Source organism: Streptomyces sp. NPDC002328 (assembly GCF_042890065.1).
In the GTDB taxonomy this organism is placed as follows: domain Bacteria; phylum Actinomycetota; class Actinomycetes; order Streptomycetales; family Streptomycetaceae; genus Streptomyces.
In genome coordinates this window covers 353080-373808 of record NZ_JBIARQ010000004.1, presented here as the reverse complement: position 1 = coordinate 373808, position 20729 = coordinate 353080, and the positions used below count along the sequence as shown (strand labels likewise).

Below are 20729 nucleotides of genomic sequence, written 5' to 3'. Positions count from 1 at the left end.
GACGGACCGGGGTCAGCCGCCCGCGGCGTCCTTCACGTACCGCACCTCCGGCACCCGCACGCCGTCCACATCGAAGGGCTCCTCGGCGCCGTCCGCGCGGAAGCCCGCACGTTCGTAGAAGCGGCGGGCGGGGGCGTTCTCCTTCAGCACCCACAGGAACACGCGCGGGTGGCCGGCGGCGGCGCAGCCGCGCAGGGACGCCTCCAGCAGCGTGCGGCCCAGGCCCTCGCCGTGGTGTGCGCCGTCCACGTAGATCGCGTACAACTCGCCGTCGTCCGTGCGCACTTCACCGTCCCGGTACGGGCCGTAGGCGGCCCAGCCGAGGACCCGGCCGTTCCGCTCGGCGACCAGGTTCCGCACGCTGCCGTCGCCGCGCGTGAACCAGCCGCGACGCCGCTCGGCGTCCTCGGCCACGTCGAGCGCGTCGAGGAAGGGCTGCGGCATCAGCCCCCGGTAGGCGGACTGCCAGCCGCGCACCCGGATCTCGGAGACGCGCTCGCAGTCGTCGAGCGCCATCACGCGCACCCGGGCGGAGGTCACTCGGGCACCACCGCGAAGGCCTCGATCTCCATCAGGAACTCGGGGCGGACCAGCGCGGCGATCTGCACGGCGGACGCGGCCGGCAGTCGGTCGTCGGGTATGTGCGCGGCGCGGGCCGCGCGGATCGCCGGCATGTGCGCCATGTCCGTGACGAAATAGGTGAGTTTGACGACGTCGTCGAAGCCCGCGCCGGCGGCGGCCAGGCAGCGCCGCAGGTTCTCGAAGACCTGCCGGGCCTGGGCCGCCGGGTCTCCCTCGCCGACCAGCCGCCGGTCCTCGTCGAGGGGCAGCTGACCGGAGACGGCCACGAACCGGCCGGTGCCCAGCACCACATGCGAGTACTGCGCGGCGGCGGCGACGCCGTCGGGGGCGGGAATCCTGGTCAGCTCACTCATGCGTCCATCCTGGACCATGGGTCTGACAACGCCCCCGACGGGGCCGCCGCATTGGGCCGCACCGGGCCGCGCCGGCCGCGCCGGCCGCGCCGGCCGCGCCGGCCGGGGCGGCCGGGGCGGCCCGGTGCGGTCAGCCGCGGAAGCCGAGCAGCCCGTGCAGCGTCGAGCCGCGGGCCGTGCGCGACGCCGCCTTCGAGTTCAGCGGCTCGGGGTCGGGCAGCGCCTCGCACGCCGCGTCGACGCTTCCGGTGCCGCGCGGCACGGTGCCGTCGGTCAGATAGGCCGCGAGGTGCTTGTCCAGGCAGGTGTTGCCGCTCAGCGTGACGCCGTGGTTGCCGCCGCCCTCCTCCACGACGAAGCTCGACCCGCGCAGCAGCGCGTGGACCGTCGCGCCGCCCTCGTACGGCGTCGCCGCGTCGCCCGTCGCCTGGAACAGCAGGACCGGCGGCAGCTCGCCGTTCATGATGTTCACCGGACCCAGCGAGCGGGTCGGCCAGAACGCGCACGGTGCGTTGTACCAGGCGTTGTTCCAGGTCATGAACGGCGCCTTGCCGTAGGCCGCCCAGTGGTCCGCGCGCCACCGGCTCCAGTGGCGCGGCCAGGACGCGTCACGGCACTGCACCGAGGTGTAGACGCTGTACCCGTTGTCGCCCGAGGCGTCGACCGCGGCGAAGTTCTCGTACGCCTCGACCAGCGGATCGGCGTCCTTGCCGTTGACGTACGCGGCGAACGCCTCGGCGAGATAGGGCCAGTAGCCGTTGTAGTAGCCGCCGGGCAGGAACGTGTCCTCCAACTCCGCGGCGCCCACCTTGCCGCCGGCCGGCTTCTTCGCCAACTCCGCCCGCATCGCGTACCACTCGGCCTCGATCCTCGCGGGATCGGTGCCGAGCTTGTAGGTGGCGTCGTACTTGGCGATCCAGGCCATCAGGGCGCGGTGGCGGTCCTCGAAGGCGTGGTCCTGCGCGAGGTTGTCCCCGTACCAGACGCCGGTGGGGTCGACGATCGAGTCGAGTACGAGGCGCCGCACCCGCTGCGGGTAGAGCTTGCCGTAGACCGCGCCCAGGTAGGTGCCGTACGAGTACCCGAAGTAGTTCAGCTTCGGCGCGCCGAGAGCGCGGCGGATCGCCTCCATGTCCCGTACGGAGCTGAGCGTGTTGATGTACGGCAGCACGCGCGCGTACTTCTTCCCGCAGGCCGTGGCGAAGTCCTTGGCGCGTTTGAGGTTGGCGCTCTCGATCGCGGCCGTCGTGGGCACCGGGTCCGGGCGGACCGGGCCGAAGTGGCCCGGCCGGCAGTTCAGCGCGGGCGTGCTCTTGCCCACCCCGCGCGGGTCGAAGCCGATGACGTCGTACTGCGCGGCCACCGCCTTCGGCAGCGAGGACGCGACGAACCCGGCGAGGGTCAGTCCGCTGCCGCCGGGGCCGCCCGGGTTGACCAGCAGCGGGCCCTGGTACTTCCGCGCGGTGTGCGGGACGCGGGACAGCGCGATCGTGATCTGCTCGCCCTGCGGTCTCGCGTGGTCGAGCGGCACCTTGAGGGACGCGCACTGGAGCGTCGGGTAGTCGGTGGTGCCGCACTTCTCCCAGCCGAGCCTCGCGGTGGGGGCGGCGTGCGCGGCGGGGGCGGCCTGCGCGGCCGGGGCGGCCCGCACGGTGGGTGAGGGGCTGGCGTCGGCGGGCACGGCGGTGATCGTCCCGGCCACCACGGCGGCGGCGCCGCACAGCACGGCTGCGCGTTTTCTCATGGGTCCTCCCAGGACGGAGGTCGACGGCCGCGTGGGTCACGGCCTTCGGCGCATCGTCCCGGAAAGGGAGATCACGGGAACCCGTTCCGGCGATTCTTGACCCGATCGGGTCGCCGGATGCCCTCGAACGCGCTCAGATCAGGGTGAGTTGAGTGGGTCCTGACCGCTCCGGCTCCTCCGCGGGCTCCGGCGGGCGGAGCCGGCGCGGCATGCCCGCGCGCGCGGGGCCGATGCCGTACTCCTCCGCCAGATCGTGGACCTGACGGGTGATCCGCCGCTGGTACCACTTCGGCGCGTACGCCCCGTCCGCGTACAGCCGCTCGTAGCGGCGCACCAGGTGCGGGTGGTGCCGGCCGAGCCAGGCCATGAACCACTCACGGGCGCCGGGGCGCAGATGCAGCGCCAGCGGGGTGACGGAGGTCGCGCCGGCCTCGGCGATCGCCCGTACGGTGGCCCGCAGTTGGGCCGGTTCGTCGCCCAGGAACGGGATCACCGGCGCCATCAGCACCCCGCAGCCGATGCCGTGCTCGGCGAGGGTCCGTACGACGTCCAGACGCCGTTCCGGGGCCGGTGTGCCCGGCTCGACGGTGCGCCACAGCTCGGTGTCGACGAAGCCGACCGAGACGGAGACGCCGACGTCGGTCACGTCCGCCGCCTGCCGCAGCAGGTCGAGGTCGCGCAGGATCAGCGTGCCCTTGGTCAGGATCGAGAAGGGGTTCGCGTGGTCGCGCAGCGCGGAGAGGATGCCCGGCATCAGCCGGTAGCGGCCCTCCGCGCGCTGGTAGCAGTCGACGTTGGTGCCCATCGCGACGTGGTCGCCGTGCCAGCGCGGCGAGGCCAGTTGGCGGCGCAGCAGATCCGGCGCGTTCACCTTGACGACGATCTGCGTGTCGAAACCGATCCCGGTGTCCAGGTCCAGATAGCTGTGCGTCTTGCGGGCGAAGCAGTACACGCACGCGTGCGTGCAGCCCCGGTAGGGGTTCACCGTCCATTCGAACGGCATGCGGGACGCGCCCGGCACCCGGTTGAGGATCGAACGGGCGCGGATCTCGTGGAAGGTGATCCCGCGGAACTCCGGCGTGTCGAACGTCCTGGTCGTGACCGCGTCCGCGCCGAACAGGGCGGCGTCCGCCGTGCGGTCGTGGCGGGACTCCACGGTGAGGTTCTCCCAGCGCATGACGCCTCCTCGGTAGCACTGCCCCCACAATAGAACATGTGTTCCCATGATCGTGCTCCGGGACCGCCTCCGCGGCCCCGATTTGGCGGCCGGGGACGGGGGTGGTTGGCTTTGCCCCGAAGCTGAGGAACCCCTGTTCAGCCCTGAGCAACAAGGACCTGGAGGAACCCATGGCGCAGGTCGAAGCCACCACGGAGCGGGTCGTCGCCGCGGACCCGGAGACGGTGTTCGACACGATCGCCGACTACAGCGGCAGCCGCGGGAAGCTGCTGCCCGAGCACTTCAGCGAGTACGAGGTGCGCGAGGGCGGCGACGGCGAGGGCACCCTCGTGCACTGGAAGCTCCAGGCCACCAGCAAGCGCGTCCGTGACTGCCTCCTGGAGGTCACCGAGCCCACCGACGGCGAGCTCGTCGAGAAGGACCGCAACTCCTCGATGGTCACCGTCTGGCGCGTCACCCCGGCCGGCGAGGGCAAGTCCCGCGTCGTCGTGACCACCACCTGGACCGGCGCCGGCGGCATCGGCGGCTTCTTCGAGAAGACCTTCGCGCCCAAGGGCCTCGGCCGGATCTACGACGCGATCCTCGCCAACCTCGCCGCCGAGGTCGAGAAGTAGACATGGCGAAGTAGGCGCCGCGAGGCAGGGCGCCGTACGGCAGCGACGTACGTCGGCGACGGCCGAGGACCCGGTGGTTCTCGGCCGTCGCCGTCGTTTCCCGCGCCCCCGCCATCGCGCGCGTGACCTGCGGCGTCGCACCGGATCCGGCGTCGGGCCGGGCGGGGGCGTTCCCTGGCCGCGCCGGAGTGAAACCAATTCCAGAAATGCCGCACATCCCGAGCGGAGTGCGCCGTACGGTGGTGGCTTCGGAACAGATCTTGCGCAGCTCCGGGGGAGAGAGGGCCTGGGCCATGGACCATGGCACCGAGTGGGACGCACCTCCCGGCCGCGGAGCCGACACCGGTCCACCGGCCGGTCCCTCGGACGCCGGACGCGTCCCGCTCGCCGTGGTCGTCGTCGACCGCGGCGGTCTCGTCTCCCACTGGAGCACCGGCGCCCGCCGGCTCTTCGGCGTCGCGAAGGACGAGGCGATCGGCCGGCCCGCGATCGACCTGCTCCCCGTCTCCGGCGCCCTCCCCGAGGTGGACGAGGACCTGCCGTACGCGGGCCACGCAACCTGTGCCGACTACGCCGACTACGCCGACTACACGGACGCCGACGGGCTCGGTCCCGGGCTGGACGCCTCCCTCGACGCCGGTCTGAGCTACCCGGCCGCCGGACGGGCCCGGCTGACCGTGCCCGTGAGCAGCGAGCCGGGGGTCCCGCGGCCCGCGGAGTGGGGGAGTCACCGGGTCGACGTCCTGTGGTGGGCGTACCCGCTCGTCGGCCCGGGGCGCGAGCGGCTGCTGGTACTGGCCGCCGACGCGGAGGCCCTGCACCGGCTGGGAATGCCGGAGGAGGACGGGTCGCTGGAGGGGCGGTGGCGGTCGGAGCGGCGGGGTGTCGAGCGCATCGCGCCCGCCTTCGCGCTCCACACCGACTTTCCCGGCGCCGAGGAACTCGCCCGCCGGCTCCCCGACATCCTGCCCAGCATGAGCGTCGGCGAGAGCGCCCGGATCGTCTCCCAGGTCCTCGAACTCGGCTATCCCGTCATCGAGTTCAGCCAGAACGACCGGGTTCCGGTCACCCCGGACTGGGGCGTGGCCCGGCGCGTGGAGCGCAGGGCGCGCCGGGAGCGGGCCGCCCGCGCCGCCGCCGTCGGCCGCTCCTTACCGGCCGACCCCGACGACGAGGGCGAGGACCTGGAGTACGCCGCCGTCCGCGAACGGCTCGAATTCCTCAACGAGGTCAGCGGCAGGATCGGCACCTCCCTCGATCTCTCCCGCACCGTCGTCGAGGTCAGCAAGGCCGTCGTGCCCCGCTTCACCGACGTCGCCGGCACCTATCTGCGCGAACAGGTCGTCGCGGGGGAGGGGTTCCCCGAGGGCGTGCCCGACACGACGACCATGTGGCACCGGGTGGCCGTCGAGCACACCGACGAACCCGGCCGCTGGGACGACGTCGTGCCCGTCGGCGAGGCCATGCCCTTCCCGGCGCACACGCCGTTCTTCCAGTGCATGACCACCGGCGAGCCCGTCCTCGTGCCGCGCATCAGCGAGCAGGCGGGCCACGCCATCGCCTCCCAGTTCGACAAGCGCGACATCCGGCCGCTCATCACCGGCCGCTCGATGCTCGTCGTCCCGCTCAAGGCCCGTGACGTCGTCCTCGGCTTCATCATCCTGCTGCGGCATCCCGAGCGCGCCGAGTTCAACGACATGGACCGGGTCACCGGGGCCGAACTCGCCGCGCGCGCCGGGCTCGTGCTCGACAACGCGCGCATGTACACGTACCAGGAGAACGTCGCCGAGACGCTCCAGGACAGCATGCTGCCGCAGATCCCGCCGCGGATGGCGGGCTGCGACATCGCCACCCGCTATCTGCCCGGCACGCTGCTCGGACGCGTCGGCGGCGACTGGTTCGACTCGGTGAAGCTGCCCGGCGCCCGCACCGCCCTCGTCGTCGGCGACGTCATGGGCCACGGCCTCAACTCGGCAGCCATGATGGGCCAGTTACGGACGGCGGTGCAGACCATGGCCGCCCTCGACCTGCCGCCCGCCCAGCTCCTGCGCAACCTCGACGACCTCGCCCAGCGCCTCGGCGACACCTATCTCGCCACCTGCCTGTACGCCGTCTACGACCCGATCGCGAACGAACTGCACCTCGCCAACGCGGGCCACATCCCGCCGGTGCTGGTCAGGGCCGCCGACGGCCGCAGCGAGCTGCTAGACCTGCCCACGGGCGCGCCGATCGGCGTCGGCGGGGTGCCCTTCGAGGCCGTACGCGTGCGCGTGGAGCCCGGCGACCGGCTCGTGATGTGCACCGACGGGCTGGTCGAGGTGCGCGGCGCGGACATCGGTGCGGGGCTGGCCACGCTGTGCGAGTCCGCCGCCCACCCGGCCGCCTCCATGGACGACGCCTGCGACACCGTGATCCGGGCTCTGGCCGCGAGCTTCTCGGCGGCGGGCCGCGGCGGCCGCAAGGACGACGTGGCGCTGCTCATGGCCCGCCTCAACGGCATCGCGCCCTCCGACGTCGCCGAGTGGCGCCTCGCGCTCGACCCGGCCGAGGCCGGCCGGGCCCGCGCCGCTGTCCGCGAGCGGCTCCACGCCTGGGGTCTGCCCCAACTGGCCGACTCCGCCGAGCTGATGGCCTCGGAGCTGGTCTCCAACGCCCTGCGGCACTCGCACAGCCGGCCCGTCACGCTTCGTCTGGTGCGCGGCGACACTCTGCTGTGCGAGGTGGACGACGACGACCACGAACTGCCGACGCTGCTCAGCGCGGGCCCCGGCGACGAGTTCGGGCGCGGGCTGCGCGTGGTGAGCGCGCTGGCCCGGGAGTGGGGCTCCAGCCGTACGGCCGCCGGGAAGTCCGTCCGGTTCGAGCTGACGCTGCCGGGGCGTTGAGCCGCGGGGCCTTCGAGCCGCCGGGGCGTTGATCAGCGGCGCGTTCCGTACGCCGTCGCACAAAGGGGAGTTGGGGATGAGCGTGACGAGTCGGTACCGCGACGCCTGGGAGGGCTTCTGGCGGGAGGCGCCGCGGACGCCGGGCGGTGTGTTCTGGGACGCGGACCCGGCGGTGACCGCCGCCCATCACCTCGCCTTCTTCGAGCCCCGACTCCTCGACGCGGGGCTGCCGTTGGTGGACCTCGGCTGCGGCAACGGCACCCAGACCCGTTTCCTCGCCGACCGCTTCCCGCAGGTGATCGGCGTCGACCTGGCCGCCGCCGCCCTCGACCACGCCCGGCACGCCGATCCCGCCGGGCGGGCGGCGTACCGGCGGCTGGACGCGGCGACCGCGGGCGAGGCCGAGGCGCTGCACGCCGAACTCGGCGACGCCAACGTGTACATGAGGGGCGTGCTGCACCAGTGCGAGCCCGACGACCGGCAGCCGCTCGTGGACGGCATCGCCGCTCTCCTCGGTGACCGGGGCCGGGCCTTCCTCGTCGAGCTGTCGGAGGCCGCCCGGCCCGTCCTCGCCGGTCTGGCCGGCGGTCCCGGGGGGCCGCCCCCGAAGCTCGCGCCCGTCCTGAGCCACGGCATCGCCCCCGGCGAGGTCGCCGACGACGCCGTGCCCGTGTATCTCGCGGTCGCCGGACTCACGGTCCTCGCCTCGGGCGAACTCCCGCTCGTCACCACCGAGTTCGCGCCCGACGGCACCCGGATCGAGCTGCCGTCCAGATGGCTGCTGGCGGGCCGCGCGGTGTGAGCACGGTCACACCGCAGATCGGCCCGGACCTGTCACACGCGCGTGGCGCGCCGTGTCAGGGGGGTGGAAGCAAGCAGGCCCACCCCGATGAGGAGCACCGACATGTCCACTGCCTACGTCGTCGTCACCGTCCTGGGAGCCGTCATGGCCGGGTTCTCGGCCGGATCGCTGCTCCTGTCCGCCGAGTGGACCGTGAAGCCGCTCGCCGACTACGGCGTGCCGCGCGCCTGGTGGCCGTGGCTCGGCGCGGCGAAGGCCGCCGGCGCGGTCGGCCTGCTGGCCGGCCTGCTCGTGCCCGTACTCGGCGTGCTGGCCGCGGCCGGCCTGGTCCTGTACTTCCTCGGCGCCGCGATCACCGTACTGCGGGCCCGCTGGTTCTCCCACGTACCGTTCCCGCTGATCTACGGAGCACCGGCGGCGGCATCGCTCATCCTGTGGTCCTGACCCCCACGCCCCCGACCCGGCCCCACGGCCCCACGGCCCCACGAGACCGCAGTGACCGGGCCCCCGGTCACTGCGGCCTCGCGGCCCTGCGGCCCTGGCGGCCTGGCGGCCTGGCGGCCTGGCGGCCTGGCGGCCTGGCGGCCTGGCGGCCCTGCGGCCTGGCGGCCCTGCGGCCTGGCGGCCTGGCGGCCTGGCGGCCCTGCGGCCTGGCGGCCTGGCGGCCTGGCGGCCTGGCGGCCCTGCGGCCTGGCGGCCTGGCGGCCTGGCGGCCCTGCGGCCCTGCGGCCTGGCGGCCTGGCGGCCTGGCGGCCCTGCGGCCCTGCGGCCTGGCGGCCTGGCGGCCTGGCGGCCCTGCGTGGCCCCCTCCCCGGCCGCCCCTCAGGTGCCGGGGACCTTCCAGCCGCGCGTCTCCCGCCGGGTGCCTCCGTGTCGAGCACCTGCCCGCCGGGCGCTGCCCCGTCAGCCACCTGCCCGCCGGGCGCTGCCCCGTCAGCCACCTGCCCGCCGGGCGCTGCCCCGTCAGCCACCTGCCCGCCGGGCACCGCCCCGTCAGGCACCCCCCGCCGGGCACCGCCCCGTCAGGCACCCCCCGGCGGGCACCGCCCCGTCAGCCACCTACTCGTCGGACACCGCCCCGTCCAGGACCGTCACCTCGAGCCCGGTCAGGCGGTCGTGGTCGGCGATGATCTCGATGTGGGTGATTCCGTCGGTCGTGATCGTGAAGAGGAGGGCCAGGCGGAGTCGGCCGTGGGGGGCCATCACCAGGCCGGGGTGGCCGTCCAGCAGGGCGGGGCCGGTGAAGGCGGCGCGGGCGGTCGCCGCCATCGCGCCCTCCGCGACCGGGCGGGCGCCGTTGACCTCGATCGGATGCGGCGTCGGGACGACGAAACGGTCGGCGGTGAGGACCACGTCCGGATGCAGCAGCGCGAGCAGCGCGTCGAAGTCGCCGCCGCGCGTCGCGGCGAGGAACGCGTCCACGACCTGCCGCTGCCGGGCCGTGTCGCCGGGCGGCGCCGGGGCCGTGCCCCTGACCCGCCGACGGGCGCGGCCGGCGAGCTGCCGGGTCGCGGCCGGGGTGCGCTCGACCAGCGGGGCGATGGCGTCGAACGGCACCGCGAACAGGTCGTGCAGGACGAACGCCAGCCGCTCGTCCGGCCCCAGCGTGTCCAGGACGACCAGCAGCGCCACGCCGACGGAGTCGGCCAGCAGCGCCTCCTCCGCGGGGTCGCCGCCCGCCCCCGCCCCGGCGTCGTACGCGTCCAGCGGCTCCTCGCGCCGCGTCCGGCGCGAGCGCAGCATGTTCAGGCTGACCCGGCCCACCACCGTGGTCAGCCAGGCGGTGACGTTCCGCACCTCGGCGATGTCGGCCCCGGACGCCCGCAGCCAGGTCTCCTGGACGGCGTCGTCGGCCTCGGCGAGCGAGCCCAGCATGCGGTGGGCGACGGCCCGCAGACGCGGCCGGTCGGCCTCGAAGCGTTCGGGCGGGAGGGTGAGCGTGGTCATGGTCGGATCCCCGTTCGTGGTGAGTGCCCCGCAGCCTGCGGGACGCGGGCCGCGGTGAAGATCAGAGCAGAGATTCCCGCCCGGATCACCACCGCCCCGAGCCGCCCCCGGTGGCGGGGGAGGCGGACCGTTAAGCTCAGGGGGCTTTCAGGAGAGGACGGGACCGAGCGTGAAGATCCTGATCAGCGCCGACATGGAGGGCGCCACCGGCGTCACCTGGCCGGCCGACGTGCTGCCGGGGACCCCGCAGTGGGAGCGCTGCCGCGCGCTGTTCACCTCGGACGTCGACGCGGCCGTCCGCGGCTTCTTCGACGGCGGCGCCGACGAGGTCCTGATCAACGAGGCCCACTGGACCATGCGCAACCTGCTCCTCGAACAGCTCGACGAGCGGGCCGAGATGCTCACCGGACGGCACAAGTCGCTGTCCATGGTGGAGGGCGTCCAGCACGGCGACGTCGACGGCATCGCCTTCGTCGGCTACCACGCCGGCGCCGGCGCGGAGGGCGTCCTCGCCCACACCTACCTCGCCAACTCCATCACCGGGGTGTGGCTGAACGACGTACGCGCCAGCGAAGGTCTCCTCAACGCGCACGTGGTCGCCGAGTACGGGGTACCCGTCGTGCTGGTGACGGGCGACGACGTCGCCTGCGAGGACGCGCTCGGATACGCGCCGGAGGCGCTGAAGGTGGCGGTCAAGGACCATGTGTCGCGCTACGCGGCCGTGTGCCGGACCCCGGCCCGCACCGCCGCCGACATCCGGGCCGCCGCGAAGGAGGCGGCGCGGCTGGCGGTCCGTCAGGAACCGGCGCAGGCGGGGCCGTTCACCGTCGCCGTGGAGTTCGACGCCGAGCACCTGGCGATGGCCGCCACCGTGGTGCCGGGCGTGGCGCGGATCGGGGAGCGCAAGGTCGCGTACACCAGCGGCACCATGTACGAGGGCATCCGCACGTTCAAGGCGGTCACGACGGTCGTCTCGGCGGCGGTCGAGGAACAATACGGCTGAGGAGCAGCATGGCTGACGGGCAGGCGAGGGACGAGGTCGTGCGGTTCACGTCCGACCTCATCCGCATCGACACCACCAACCGGGGGGGAGGGGACTGCCGGGAGCGGCCCGCCGCCGAGTACGCCGCCGCGCTGCTCGCCGAGACGGGTCTGGAACCGACCCTGCTGGAGCGCACCCCGGGCCGGACCAACGTCGTCGCCCGCATCGAGGGCTCCGACCCGTCCGCGGACGCGCTGCTGGTCCACGGTCATCTCGACGTCGTGCCCGCCGAGGCCGCGGACTGGAGCGTGCACCCCTTCTCCGGGGAGGTGCGCGACGGCGTGGTGTGGGGGCGCGGCGCGGTCGACATGAAGAACATGGACGCGATGATCCTCGCCGTGGTCCGCGCCTGGGCCCGCGAGGGCGTACGGCCCCGGCGTGACGTGGTGATCGCCTTCACCGCCGACGAGGAGGCCAGCGCGGAGGACGGCTCGGGCTTCCTCGCTGACGAGCACCCCCATCTCTTCGAGGGCTGTACGGAGGGCGTCGGCGAGTCCGGCGCGTTCACCTTCCACGACGGCGGCGGCCGGGAGATCTACCCGATCGCGGCGGGCGAGCGCGGCACCGGCTGGCTGAAGCTGACCGCGCGCGGACGGGCCGGGCACGGCTCCAAGGTCAACCGGGAGAACGCGGTGACCCGGCTCGCCGCCGCGATCACCCGGATCGGCGAGCACGAGTGGCCGCTGCGGCTGACCCCGACCGTGCGGGCCGCGCTCACCGAACTCGCCGCCGTGTACGGCGTCGAGGCCCGCCTCGACGACGTGGACGCCCTGCTGGAAAAGCTCGGCCCGGCCGCCAAGCTCGTGGAGGCGACCGTCCGCAACAGCGCCAACCCGACCATGCTGGACGCCGGTTACAAGATCAACGTGATTCCGGGCGAGGCCGTCGCCTACGTCGACGGACGGTATCTCCCCGGCGGCGAGGACGAGTTCCGCACCACCCTCGACCGACTGACCGGCCCCGACGTGGACTGGGAGTTCCAGCACCGCGAGGTCGCCCTCCAGGCGCCGGTCGACTCGCCGACGTACGCGCGGATGCGGGCCGCCGTCGAGGAGTTCGCGCCCGAGGGGCATGTGGTGCCGTACTGCATGTCCGGCGGCACGGACGCCAAGCAGTTCTCGCGGCTCGGGATCACCGGCTACGGCTTCGCGCCGCTGCGGCTGCCGGAGGGGCTGGACTACCAGGCCCTCTTCCACGGCGTCGACGAGCGGGTGCCCGTCGACGCGCTCCACTTCGGCGTCGACGTCCTCGACCGCTTCCTGCGCACGGCCTAGGCGAGCGGGGGAGAACGTGCAGATCCTGCCGTACGGTTCCTGGCCCTCGCCGCTCGACGCGCGGCTCGCCGCCTCGCACGACGGGCGGCCCGAGTACGTCGGCTTCGTCGGCGACGAGGTGTGGTGGACCGCGCCCCGCCCCGCCGAGGGCGGCCGGCGCACCCTGGTGCGGCTGCGCGCGGACGGCACGGAGGAGTCCGTGCTGCCCGCGCCGTGGAACGTGCGCAGCCGGGTGATGGAGTACGGCGGGCAGCCCTGGGCCGGCGTGCTCCGCGAGGGCCGGCCCCTGATCGTGTTCGCGCACTTCGCCGACCAGCGGCTGTACGCGTGGGAGCCGGGCGGCGAACCCCGGCCGCTGACCCCGCTGTCGCCGGTGGGCGGCGGACTGCGCTGGGCCGAGCCGAAGTTGCTCTGCGACCGGGGTGAAGTGTGGTGCGTGCTGGAGGAGTTCACCGGCGACGGGCCCACCGACGTGCGCCGCGTCCTGGCCGCCGTCCCGCTGGACGGCTCGGCCGCCGAGGACCGGGCCGCCGTACGCGAACTCACCGACGACCGGCGGCGGTTCGTCACCGGGGCGCGTATCTCGCCGGACGGGCGGCGGGCCGCGTGGCTCGCATGGGACCACCCGCGGATGCCGTGGGACGGCACGGACGTCGTCGTCGCGGAGATCGGGCCGGACGGCGGGCTCGGCGGCGGCCGGGTGGTCGCCGGCGGGCCGGAGGAGTCGATCGCCCAGGTCGACTGGGCCTCGGACGGCTCCCTGCTCTACACCAGCGACCGCTCCGGCTGGTGGAACGTCCACCGCGACCACCGGCCCGTCTGCCCGCGCGAGGAGGAGTTCGCCGGGCCCCTGTGGAAGCTCGGCCACCGCTGGTTCGCCCCGCTGGAGGGCGGCCTCGTCGCCGTCGTGCACGGCCGGGGCGCCGCCGCGCTCGGCGTCCTCGACCCGGAGAGCGGGGAGGTCGTCGACGTGGCCGGCCCGTGGACGGAGTTCGCGTCCACCCTCGCCGTGCACGGCGAACGCGTCGTCGCCGTCGGCGCCAGCCCGCGCAGCGCCTACGAGGTGGTGGAGCTCGACACCCGGACCGGCCGGGCCCGGGTGATCGGCGCCCCGCACGACGACACCGTGGACCCCGCCTACTACCCCGAACCGCAGCTCCGCACCTTCACCGGCCCCGACGGCCGCGACGTCCACGCGCACGTGTACCCGCCCCACAACCCCGGGTGCGTCGCCCCGGGCGCGGAGCTGCCGCCGTACGTCATCAGTGCGCACGGCGGGCCCACCGACCGCTCCCCGCTCGTGCTGGACCTGGAGATCGCCTACTTCACCTCCCGCGGCATCGGCGTCGCCGAGGTCGACTACGGCGGGTCGACCGGCTACGGGCGGGAGTACCGCGACCGGCTGCGCGAGCAGTGGGGCGTGGTCGACGTCGAGGACTGCGCGGCCGTCGCCCTCGCCCTCGCCGCCGAGGGCACCGCCGACCGGGACCGGCTGGCGATCCGCGGCGGCAGCGCGGGCGGCTGGACCGCCGCCGCCTCCCTCACCGGGACCGACGTCTACGCCTGCGGCACGATCGTCTACCCCGTCCTCGACCTCGCGGCCTGGGCGACCGGCGAGACCCACGACTTCGAGTCCCGCTACCTCGACACCCTCGTCGGCCCGCTCGCCGACGTGCCCGCCCGGTACGCCGAACGCTCGCCCGTCGAGCACGCCGACCGGATCACCGTGCCGTTCCTGCTGCTCCAGGGCCTGGACGACGTGATCTGCCCGCCCGCCCAGGCCGAACGCCTCCTGGAGCGCATCGCCGGCCGCCGGGTGCCGCACGCCTACCTCGCCTTCGAGGGGGAGGGGCACGGGTTCCGGCGGGCGGAGACGATGGTGCGCGCGCTGGAGGCCGAGCTCTCCCTGTACGCTCAGGTGTTCGGGCTGCGCCCGCCCGGCATTCCGCGACTGGAGCTCAGGAAGTGAACGACGCCGCCTCCGCGACGGACCTCGTACGGCCCGCCCGGCTCGCCCCCGGCGCCCGGGTGGCGGTCGTCGCCCCCAGCGGACCCGTCGCGGAGGAGCGGCTGCAAGCCGGGCTCGACGTCCTGCGCGGCTGGGACCTCGACCCCGTCCCCGCACCCCATGTGCTCGACCGGCATGCCACGCTCGGCCATCTCGCGGGCGACGACGCCGACCGGGCCGCCGACCTCCAGCGCGCCTGGTGCGACCCGACCGTCGACGCCGTGCTGTGCGCCCGCGGCGGCTACGGCGCGCAGCGTGTGGTCGACCTGCTCGACTGGGACGCGATGCGGGCGGCCGGGCCGAAGGTGTTCGTCGGCTTCAGCGACAGCACCGCCCTGCACGAGGCGTTCGCCGTCCGCCTGGGCCTGGTCACCCTGTACGGGCCCGTCGCCGCCGGCGTCGACCTCATCAAGAACGCCCGCGCGCAGGACCACCTCAGGGCCACCCTGTTCGCCCCGGAGACCGTCCGCAGCCTCACCTCCGCCGGCACCGCCCTCGCCCCCGGCCGGGCCCGCGGCGTCACCCTCGGCGGCTGCCTCACCCTGCTCGCCACCGGCTACGGCACCCCGCACACCCGGGCCGGCGCGCGCGGCGGGCTGCTCCTGCTGGAGGACGTGGGGGAGCGGCCCTACGGCGTGGACCGCGCCCTCACCCAGCTGCTGCGCACCGGCTGGCTCGACGGCGTCGCCGGCGTCGCGCTCGGCTCCTGGGAGTCCTGCGGGCCGTACGAGGAGCTGCGCCCGGTCTTCGCCGACCGGCTCGGCGGGCTCGGGGTGCCCGTCGTCGAGGAGCTGGGCTTCGGGCACTGCGAGGGGGCGCTGACCGTGCCGTTCGGCGTGCGCGCCGAGCTGGACGCGGACGCCGGCACCCTGACCCTGGACGAGCCCGCCCTGCGCTGAACGCCCTGCGCTGACCGCTCTGCGCTGACCGCTCGCGGTCGACCGCCCCCGCCGTCTGCGTACCCTGGCCGGATGCCGCACACCGCATCGCGCTACCTCGCCGAGGGCCCCCGCGTGGGCATACGCCACTTCACCTACGCGGACGGGGCCGAGTTCACCGCCCGGGTCCGCGAGAGCAAGGACCTGCACCACCCCTGGCTGTTCCCGCCGGCCACCCCCGAGGCGTACACCGCGTACGCGGGACTGCTCATCCAGGACCCGACGAAGGCCGGCTTCCTCGTGTGCGCCAAGGACGACGGGGCCATCGCCGGGTTCATCAACATCAACAACATCGTCGAGGGCGCGTTCCGGAACGGGGCGCTGGGCTACGGCGCCTTCGCGCACGCGGCCGGGCGCGGGCTGATGCGCGAGGGGCTCGACCTCGTCGTGGGGCACGCCTTCGGGCCGATGCGACTGCACCGGCTGGAGATCAACGTGCAGCCCGGCAACGCCGCCTCGATCGCCCTCGCCCAAAGCTGCGGCTTCCGCCTGGAGGGCTTCTCCCCGAAGATGATCTACATCGACGGCGACTGGCGGGACCACCAACGCTGGGCGCTCACCGCCGAGATGCGGACGCCGCAAAGCCGTTGAAGCCCCGGCCCGCCGTCGGCGAGGATGCCTCGCATGCGTAATCTCGTCGTGCTCGACGCCCCTTCCAACCTGGGCCTGCGCCCGCCCGCCCCGGGAACCGTCCCCGGCTGCTACAAACTCGCCGGCGCGCTCCGTGAACACCGGATCGTCCAGCGGCTGGGCGCCCTGGAGGGCGGGGTCGTCGTCCCGCCACGCTACGACCGCGGCGACTGGCGGGAAGGGGACGGCGTCTTCAACGCGACCGCCCTCGCCGCCTACACCCGCCGCCTCGCCGACCGGATCGAACGGCATGTGCGCGCAGGTGACTTCCCCGTCGTCCTCGGCGGCGACTGCTCGATCGGCCTCGGCTCCTCCCTCGCGCTGCGCCGCATCGGCCGCTACGGGCTGGCCGCCGTCGACGCCTCGCCCGACTTCCGGCACCCGGGGAACTCCGACGGGGTCGGCGCGGCCGGCGGCGAGGAGGTGGCGCTCGCCACCGGGCGTGGCCAGGACGACCTGACCGACCTGGAGGGCCTCGGCCCCTATCTGCGCGACGAGGACGTGCGGTTCTTCGGCATCCGCGACGAGTTCGCCGACGACCGCGCCGAACTCGTCGCGCTGAAGATGCCCGTGGTCACCGTCGGCGAACTGCGCGAGTGGGGCGCGGAGGCGCTCGGCCGGGCCACCGCCGAGGCCTTCGAGATCCCCCAACTGGACGGCTTCTGGGTGCACTTGGACGCCGACGTGCTGGACCCGAGCGTGATGCCCGCCGTCGACAGCCCCGACCCCGACGGACTGCTCCCGGACGAACTCGTCGAGCTGCTGCGGCCGTTGGTCGCCTCTCCCGGCTGCGCCGGCCTCAACGTCACCATCTACGACCCCGATCTGGACCCTGAGGGCACGGCGGGCGCACTCCTCACCGACATCGTCGTCGCCGCCTGCGGCGACCGTGAACGCTGACGGCGGTCGTCAGCCCCCGCGTTGGCCGTCAACCTTGCGTCGGTCGTCAGGCCTGGCGGCGGTCGACGTACTCGTACACCACGCCGTCCGGGTGCCGCGCGACCAGGTTGCGGCCCACCGGCGTCGCCACCGGGCCCGCCAGGACGTCCGCGCCCAGCTCCGTGAGGGTCTTGTACGCCTCGTCGACGTCCGAGACGGCGATCGTCGCCGCCACCTTGCGCAGCACCTCCAACTCGGCCTCGGGCCCGCTCATCAGCAGGAAGCAGCCGACCGCCGCGACCTGCACCCCGGCGCGCTCGAAACGCAGCGCCGGGGCGCCCGCGAGCCGCTCGTAGAAGGGGACGGCGGCCTCCAGGTCGTCGACGCAGACACGCAGTGTGGTAGCGAGAATCTCCATGCGGACGAGCCTAGTTGGGGCGAGCGGACCGGGGGAGTCCGGGCGGGGCGTTACGCCCCCGTCACCCCGGGTACCCGAACGGGATGGAGCGCTTGGAGCATCTGGAGCATCTGGACAAGCACCTCGTCGACGAACTGGCGCAGGTGGCCCGCGAGACCATCCGCGAGGAGGTGCGCGAGCAGACCCGCAAGCAGCGCCGTACGGCCGTGCTGTACGCCGCGTCCGGGGCGCTCGCCCTGTACGCGGGCGCGGCCGTCGCACTCGCCGCGGGGCTGGCGCTCGCCATCGTGCTGCCCGACTGGGCCGCCGCGCTGATCACCGCGGCCGTGCTCGGCGTGCTGGCGTACGTGCTGCGCGGCGCCGCCCGCCCGCACCGCCCCGGCCACCCGGACCACGCCGGGGCCGGGCTCTCCGCCCCGCCCGTGAGCACGCCCGCCGGCGGTCTGGGCATGTCCGTCCCGCCGATGCCGTCCACCCCGCCCGAGGTCCCGCGGCAGGACGGCGCGAGCCCCGACGCCTCGCCGCACCGGGCGTGACGCCACACCGGTTGTGACGCCGCACCCGCGGCTGAACCCGCGCCCTCACGGCAGTTGCGGCAGCACCTTCGTGCGGTAGAAGTCGAAGAAGCCCCGCTGGTCCGGGCCGATCTGGTTGACGTAGACCCGGTCGAAGCCGGCGTCGGCGAACTCCTTGAGCGCCGAGACGTGTTCGTCGACGTCGTCGCCGCACACCCGGCTCTCGCGCACCATGTCCTCGGTGACCAGCGGCTGCAACTGCTCGAAGTGGCTAGGCGTGGGCAGGATCTGGCCCATCTCGCCGGGCAGCAGCTCGTTCGCCCATAGCCGGTGCGCCGTACGCACCGCCTCGTCGCGGTCCGTGCCGTAGCAGACCTTCGTGCCGCCGCTGACGAGCTTCCCGCCGCCCCCGCCCTTGCGGAACTGCTCCACCATCGGCTCCTCCGGCATCATCGTGATGTAGCCGTCGCCGACACGCGAGGCGAGCGCCGTCGCCTTCGGGCCGAAGCCGGAGATGTCGATCGGCACCGGCTCGTCGGGGACGGTGTAGAGGCGGGCGTTCTCCACCGTGTAGTGGGTGCCGTGGTGGCTGACCTCCTCGCCGGTGAACAGCCGGCGCATGATCTGGATCGCCTCCTCCAGCATCTCCAGACGCACCTGCGTGGGCGGCCAGGCGTCCCCGAGGATGTGCTCGTTGAGCGCCTCGCCCGAGCCGACGCCCAGCCGGAAACGACCGTTCGTCAGCACCGCGCTCGTCGCGGCGGCCTGCGCCACCACCGCCGGGTGCATCCGCACCGTCGGACAGGTGACAGCCGTCTCGATGGGCAGCGACACCGCCTCCGACAGCGCGCCGATCACCGACCAGACGAACGCGCTCTGGCCCTGCGCGTCGTTCCACGGGTGGTAGTGGTCGGAGATCCACAGTGCCTGGAATCCGGCCTGCTCGGCCATGCGCGCTTGCTCGATCAGCTCGGCGGGACTGTGCTCCTCGGTGGCCAGGAAATAGCCGTACTCGGGCATGGGGGTACCTCCGCTGGTGTGCCGCGGGCGGGTGGGTCGCCCGTCCGGGTACCCGGCGCCCGACCGGGAAACCGCGGCCCGCCCGCACCGGCCGGCGGGCGTGCGCCGCGCCCGGCCGGTGTTTGACCGCCCTGCCCAGGGGGACGCGGAAACCCTCGCACGACACATACCGCCGGAGGCGAACCGTGAGTCGACCCCGCATCGTGATCGTCGGAGCCGGTTTCGCCGGATACCGGACGGCCCGCACCCTGGCGCGGGCCGCCCGGGGCCGGGCCGACATCACCCTGCTCAACCCGACCGACTACTTCCTCTACCTGCCGCTGCTGCCGCAGGTGGCCGCCGGCATCCTCGAACCGCGCCGGGTGACCGTCTCCCTGACCGGCACCCTGCCGGACGTACGGCTGGTGCTCGGCGAGGCCGGCCGCGTCGACCTCGACGGACGCGCCGTCCACTACACCGACCCGGAGGGCGAGCCGGGCACGCTCTCCTACGACCGGCTGGTGCTCGCCGCCGGCAGCGTCAACAAGCTGCTGCCCATCCCCGGGGTCGCCGAGCACGCGCACGGCTTCCGCGGCCTGCCCGAGGCGCTCTACCTGCGCGACCACGTCACCCGCCAGGTGGAGCTGGCCGCCAACGCCGACGACCCCGAGGAGTGCGCCGCGCGCTGCACGTTCGTGGTGGTCGGCGCCGGCTACACCGGCACCGAAGTCGCCGCGCAGGGGCAGCTGTTCACCGACGCGCTGGTGCGCTCCCACCCTCTGCGCGAGGGCATGCGGCCACGCTGGCTGCTCCTCGACATCGCCGACCGCGTCCTGCCCGAACTGGACGAGCGGCTCTCGCGCACCGCCGACAGCGTGCTGCGACAGCGGGGCGTCGAGGTCCGGATGGGCGCCTCCGTGAAGGAGGCCACCCGGGACGGGGTCCTGCTGACCGACGGCGAGACCGTCGACACCCGCACCCTGGTGTGGTGCGTGGGCGTACGGCCCGACCCGCTCGCCGAGTCCCTCGGACTGCCCCTGGAGCGCGGCCGGCTCCTCGTCGAGCCCAGTCTCCAAGTCCCGGGCCGGCCCGAGGTGTTCGCGTGCGGTGACGCGGCCGCCGTGCCCGATCTGGAGAAGCCCGGCCAGTACACGCCGATGACCGCGCAGCACGCCTGGCGGCAGGGCAGGGTCGCCGCGCACAACATCGCCGCCTCGCTGACCGGCGGCGAGCTGCGGCCCTACCGGCACAAGGACATGGGCTTCGTCGTCGACCTCGGCGGGGTCAAGGCCGCCGCCAATCCGCTCGGCGTCCATCTCTCCGGGCTGCCGGCCGGCCTGGTCACCCGCGGCTACCACCTCGCCGCGATGCCCGGCAACCGCGTCCGGGTCGCCGCCGACTGGCTGCTGGACGCCGTACTGCCGCGCCAGGGAGTCCAGTTGGGCCTGGTCCGCTCCTGGGCCGTGCCCCTGGACGCGGCTTCGCCGGAACTGGTCCGGGCGCCCGACGGCACCGGACGGCACCGAGCGGCCACGTCGGGCTCCGAGCACGGCCCGGCAGCCCCCGGCGACCCCGCGTACGGCGGCGGCCAACGGGCCAGGGGCGGCGGCGGGGGCGAGGACACCTCCCGGACGATCACGTCTCCGACGCCGGAACCGGTGCGGACCGAGCCCGCGCGGCGTCGCGTGGATCCGGAGCCGGATCCGGCTGACGGGTCGGCCGTCGAGAGCGCCGCGGGCGGGGGCGGCGGTGAGGACACGTCCCGGACGATCACGTCTCCGACGCCGGAGCCGGTGCGGAGTGAGCGTGCGCGGCACGGCGTGGATCCGGAGCCTGACGCGGCTGGCGGGTCGGCTGTCGAGAGCGCCGTGGGCGGCGGCGGGGGCGAGGACACGTCCCGGACGATCACGTCTCCGACGCCG

19 protein-coding genes are annotated in these 20729 nt (G+C 74.3%); 12 read left to right on the top strand and 7 right to left on the bottom strand.

Annotation, left to right across the window (positions count from 1 at the left end):
• Positions 1-12: 12 nt before the first annotated feature.
• The 4 genes from ACFYX4_RS14130 to ACFYX4_RS14115 form a co-directional block, all read right to left on the bottom strand.
• Positions 13-540 carry a GNAT family N-acetyltransferase gene (locus tag ACFYX4_RS14130; RefSeq protein ID WP_389331204.1) on the bottom strand — a complete coding sequence of 176 codons (528 nt, stop codon included), beginning with the start codon at positions 538-540 and terminating at the stop codon, positions 13-15.
• Positions 537-935 (bottom strand): RidA family protein, encoded by a 399-nt coding sequence (locus tag ACFYX4_RS14125; protein WP_389331201.1) that lies wholly within the window; start codon positions 933-935, stop codon positions 537-539. The genes ACFYX4_RS14130 and ACFYX4_RS14125 overlap by 4 nt, the downstream gene beginning before the upstream one ends.
• A gap of 130 nt (positions 936-1065) precedes the next feature.
• A complete protein-coding gene (locus tag ACFYX4_RS14120) occupies positions 1066-2679 on the bottom strand; it encodes an alpha/beta hydrolase (protein WP_389331198.1) in 1614 nt (537 codons plus the stop codon).
• Between the two features lie 133 nt (positions 2680-2812).
• Complete coding sequence (locus tag ACFYX4_RS14115; protein WP_389331195.1) at positions 2813-3856, bottom strand: Rv2578c family radical SAM protein; 1044 nt, start codon at positions 3854-3856, stop codon at positions 2813-2815.
• 170 nt (positions 3857-4026) lie between these two features.
• Between ACFYX4_RS14115 and ACFYX4_RS14110 the strand changes: the two genes are divergently transcribed.
• The 4 genes from ACFYX4_RS14110 to ACFYX4_RS14095 all read left to right on the top strand — a co-directional run bounded on the left by ACFYX4_RS14110 (position 4027) and on the right by ACFYX4_RS14095 (position 8601).
• On the top strand, positions 4027-4470 hold the full coding sequence (locus ACFYX4_RS14110; RefSeq protein WP_389331192.1) for an SRPBCC family protein: 444 nt from the start codon (positions 4027-4029) through the stop codon (positions 4468-4470).
• Between the two features lie 293 nt (positions 4471-4763).
• Positions 4764-7355 carry a SpoIIE family protein phosphatase gene (locus ACFYX4_RS14105; RefSeq protein ID WP_389331189.1) on the top strand — a complete coding sequence of 864 codons (2592 nt, stop codon included), beginning with the start codon at positions 4764-4766 and terminating at the stop codon, positions 7353-7355.
• A 76-nt stretch (positions 7356-7431) separates the two neighbouring features.
• Entirely contained in the window at positions 7432-8157 is a 726-nt protein-coding gene (locus ACFYX4_RS14100; RefSeq protein WP_389331186.1) for a methyltransferase domain-containing protein, read from the top strand.
• 102 nt (positions 8158-8259) lie between these two features.
• Positions 8260-8601 carry a DoxX family protein gene (locus ACFYX4_RS14095; protein ID WP_389331183.1) on the top strand — a complete coding sequence of 114 codons (342 nt, stop codon included), beginning with the start codon at positions 8260-8262 and terminating at the stop codon, positions 8599-8601.
• Between the two features lie 615 nt (positions 8602-9216).
• On the opposite strand, the gene ACFYX4_RS14090 is transcribed toward ACFYX4_RS14095, so the two are convergent.
• Positions 9217-10104: a sigma factor gene (locus ACFYX4_RS14090; RefSeq protein ID WP_389331180.1), complete on the bottom strand. Its 888-nt coding sequence runs from the start codon at positions 10102-10104 to the stop codon at positions 9217-9219.
• Between the two features lie 169 nt (positions 10105-10273).
• Between ACFYX4_RS14090 and ACFYX4_RS14085 the strand changes: the two genes are divergently transcribed.
• The 6 genes from ACFYX4_RS14085 (at position 10274) to ACFYX4_RS14060 (ending at position 16896) form a co-directional block, all read left to right on the top strand.
• Positions 10274-11107, top strand: coding sequence for a M55 family metallopeptidase (locus ACFYX4_RS14085; protein ID WP_389331177.1), 834 nt, complete (start codon positions 10274-10276; stop codon positions 11105-11107).
• 8 nt (positions 11108-11115) lie between these two features.
• The gene (locus ACFYX4_RS14080; protein WP_389331174.1) at positions 11116-12420 is read left to right on the top strand and encodes a M20/M25/M40 family metallo-hydrolase; all 1305 of its coding nucleotides are present in this window, start codon (positions 11116-11118) and stop codon (positions 12418-12420) included.
• Positions 12421-12436: 16 nt separating this feature from the next.
• Complete coding sequence (locus ACFYX4_RS14075) at positions 12437-14389, top strand: S9 family peptidase (protein ID WP_389331172.1); 1953 nt, start codon at positions 12437-12439, stop codon at positions 14387-14389.
• Entirely contained in the window at positions 14386-15327 is a 942-nt protein-coding gene (locus ACFYX4_RS14070; protein ID WP_389331168.1) for an LD-carboxypeptidase, read from the top strand. Before ACFYX4_RS14075 ends, ACFYX4_RS14070 begins: the two co-directional genes overlap by 4 nt.
• 72 nt (positions 15328-15399) lie before the next feature.
• Positions 15400-15957: a GNAT family N-acetyltransferase gene (locus tag ACFYX4_RS14065; protein ID WP_389331164.1), complete on the top strand. Its 558-nt coding sequence runs from the start codon at positions 15400-15402 to the stop codon at positions 15955-15957.
• 33 nt (positions 15958-15990) lie between these two features.
• Positions 15991-16896 carry an arginase family protein gene (locus ACFYX4_RS14060; RefSeq protein ID WP_389331161.1) on the top strand — a complete coding sequence of 302 codons (906 nt, stop codon included), beginning with the start codon at positions 15991-15993 and terminating at the stop codon, positions 16894-16896.
• Positions 16897-16942: 46 nt separating this feature from the next.
• On the opposite strand, the gene ACFYX4_RS14055 is transcribed toward ACFYX4_RS14060, so the two are convergent.
• Entirely contained in the window at positions 16943-17293 is a 351-nt protein-coding gene (locus ACFYX4_RS14055) for a VOC family protein (RefSeq protein WP_389331158.1), read from the bottom strand.
• Positions 17294-17376: 83 nt separating this feature from the next.
• Between ACFYX4_RS14055 and ACFYX4_RS14050 the strand changes: the two genes are divergently transcribed.
• A complete protein-coding gene (locus tag ACFYX4_RS14050; RefSeq protein WP_389331155.1) occupies positions 17377-17829 on the top strand; it encodes a phage holin family protein in 453 nt (150 codons plus the stop codon).
• A 45-nt stretch (positions 17830-17874) separates the two neighbouring features.
• Here ACFYX4_RS14050 and ACFYX4_RS14045 read toward each other — a convergent pair whose 3' ends face one another.
• Positions 17875-18828 carry an LLM class F420-dependent oxidoreductase gene (locus tag ACFYX4_RS14045; protein ID WP_389331152.1) on the bottom strand — a complete coding sequence of 318 codons (954 nt, stop codon included), beginning with the start codon at positions 18826-18828 and terminating at the stop codon, positions 17875-17877.
• A 185-nt stretch (positions 18829-19013) separates the two neighbouring features.
• Here ACFYX4_RS14045 and ACFYX4_RS14040 point away from each other — a divergent pair.
• On the top strand, positions 19014-20729 hold a 1716-nt coding region (locus tag ACFYX4_RS14040; RefSeq protein WP_389331149.1), incomplete at its 3' end, for an NAD(P)/FAD-dependent oxidoreductase.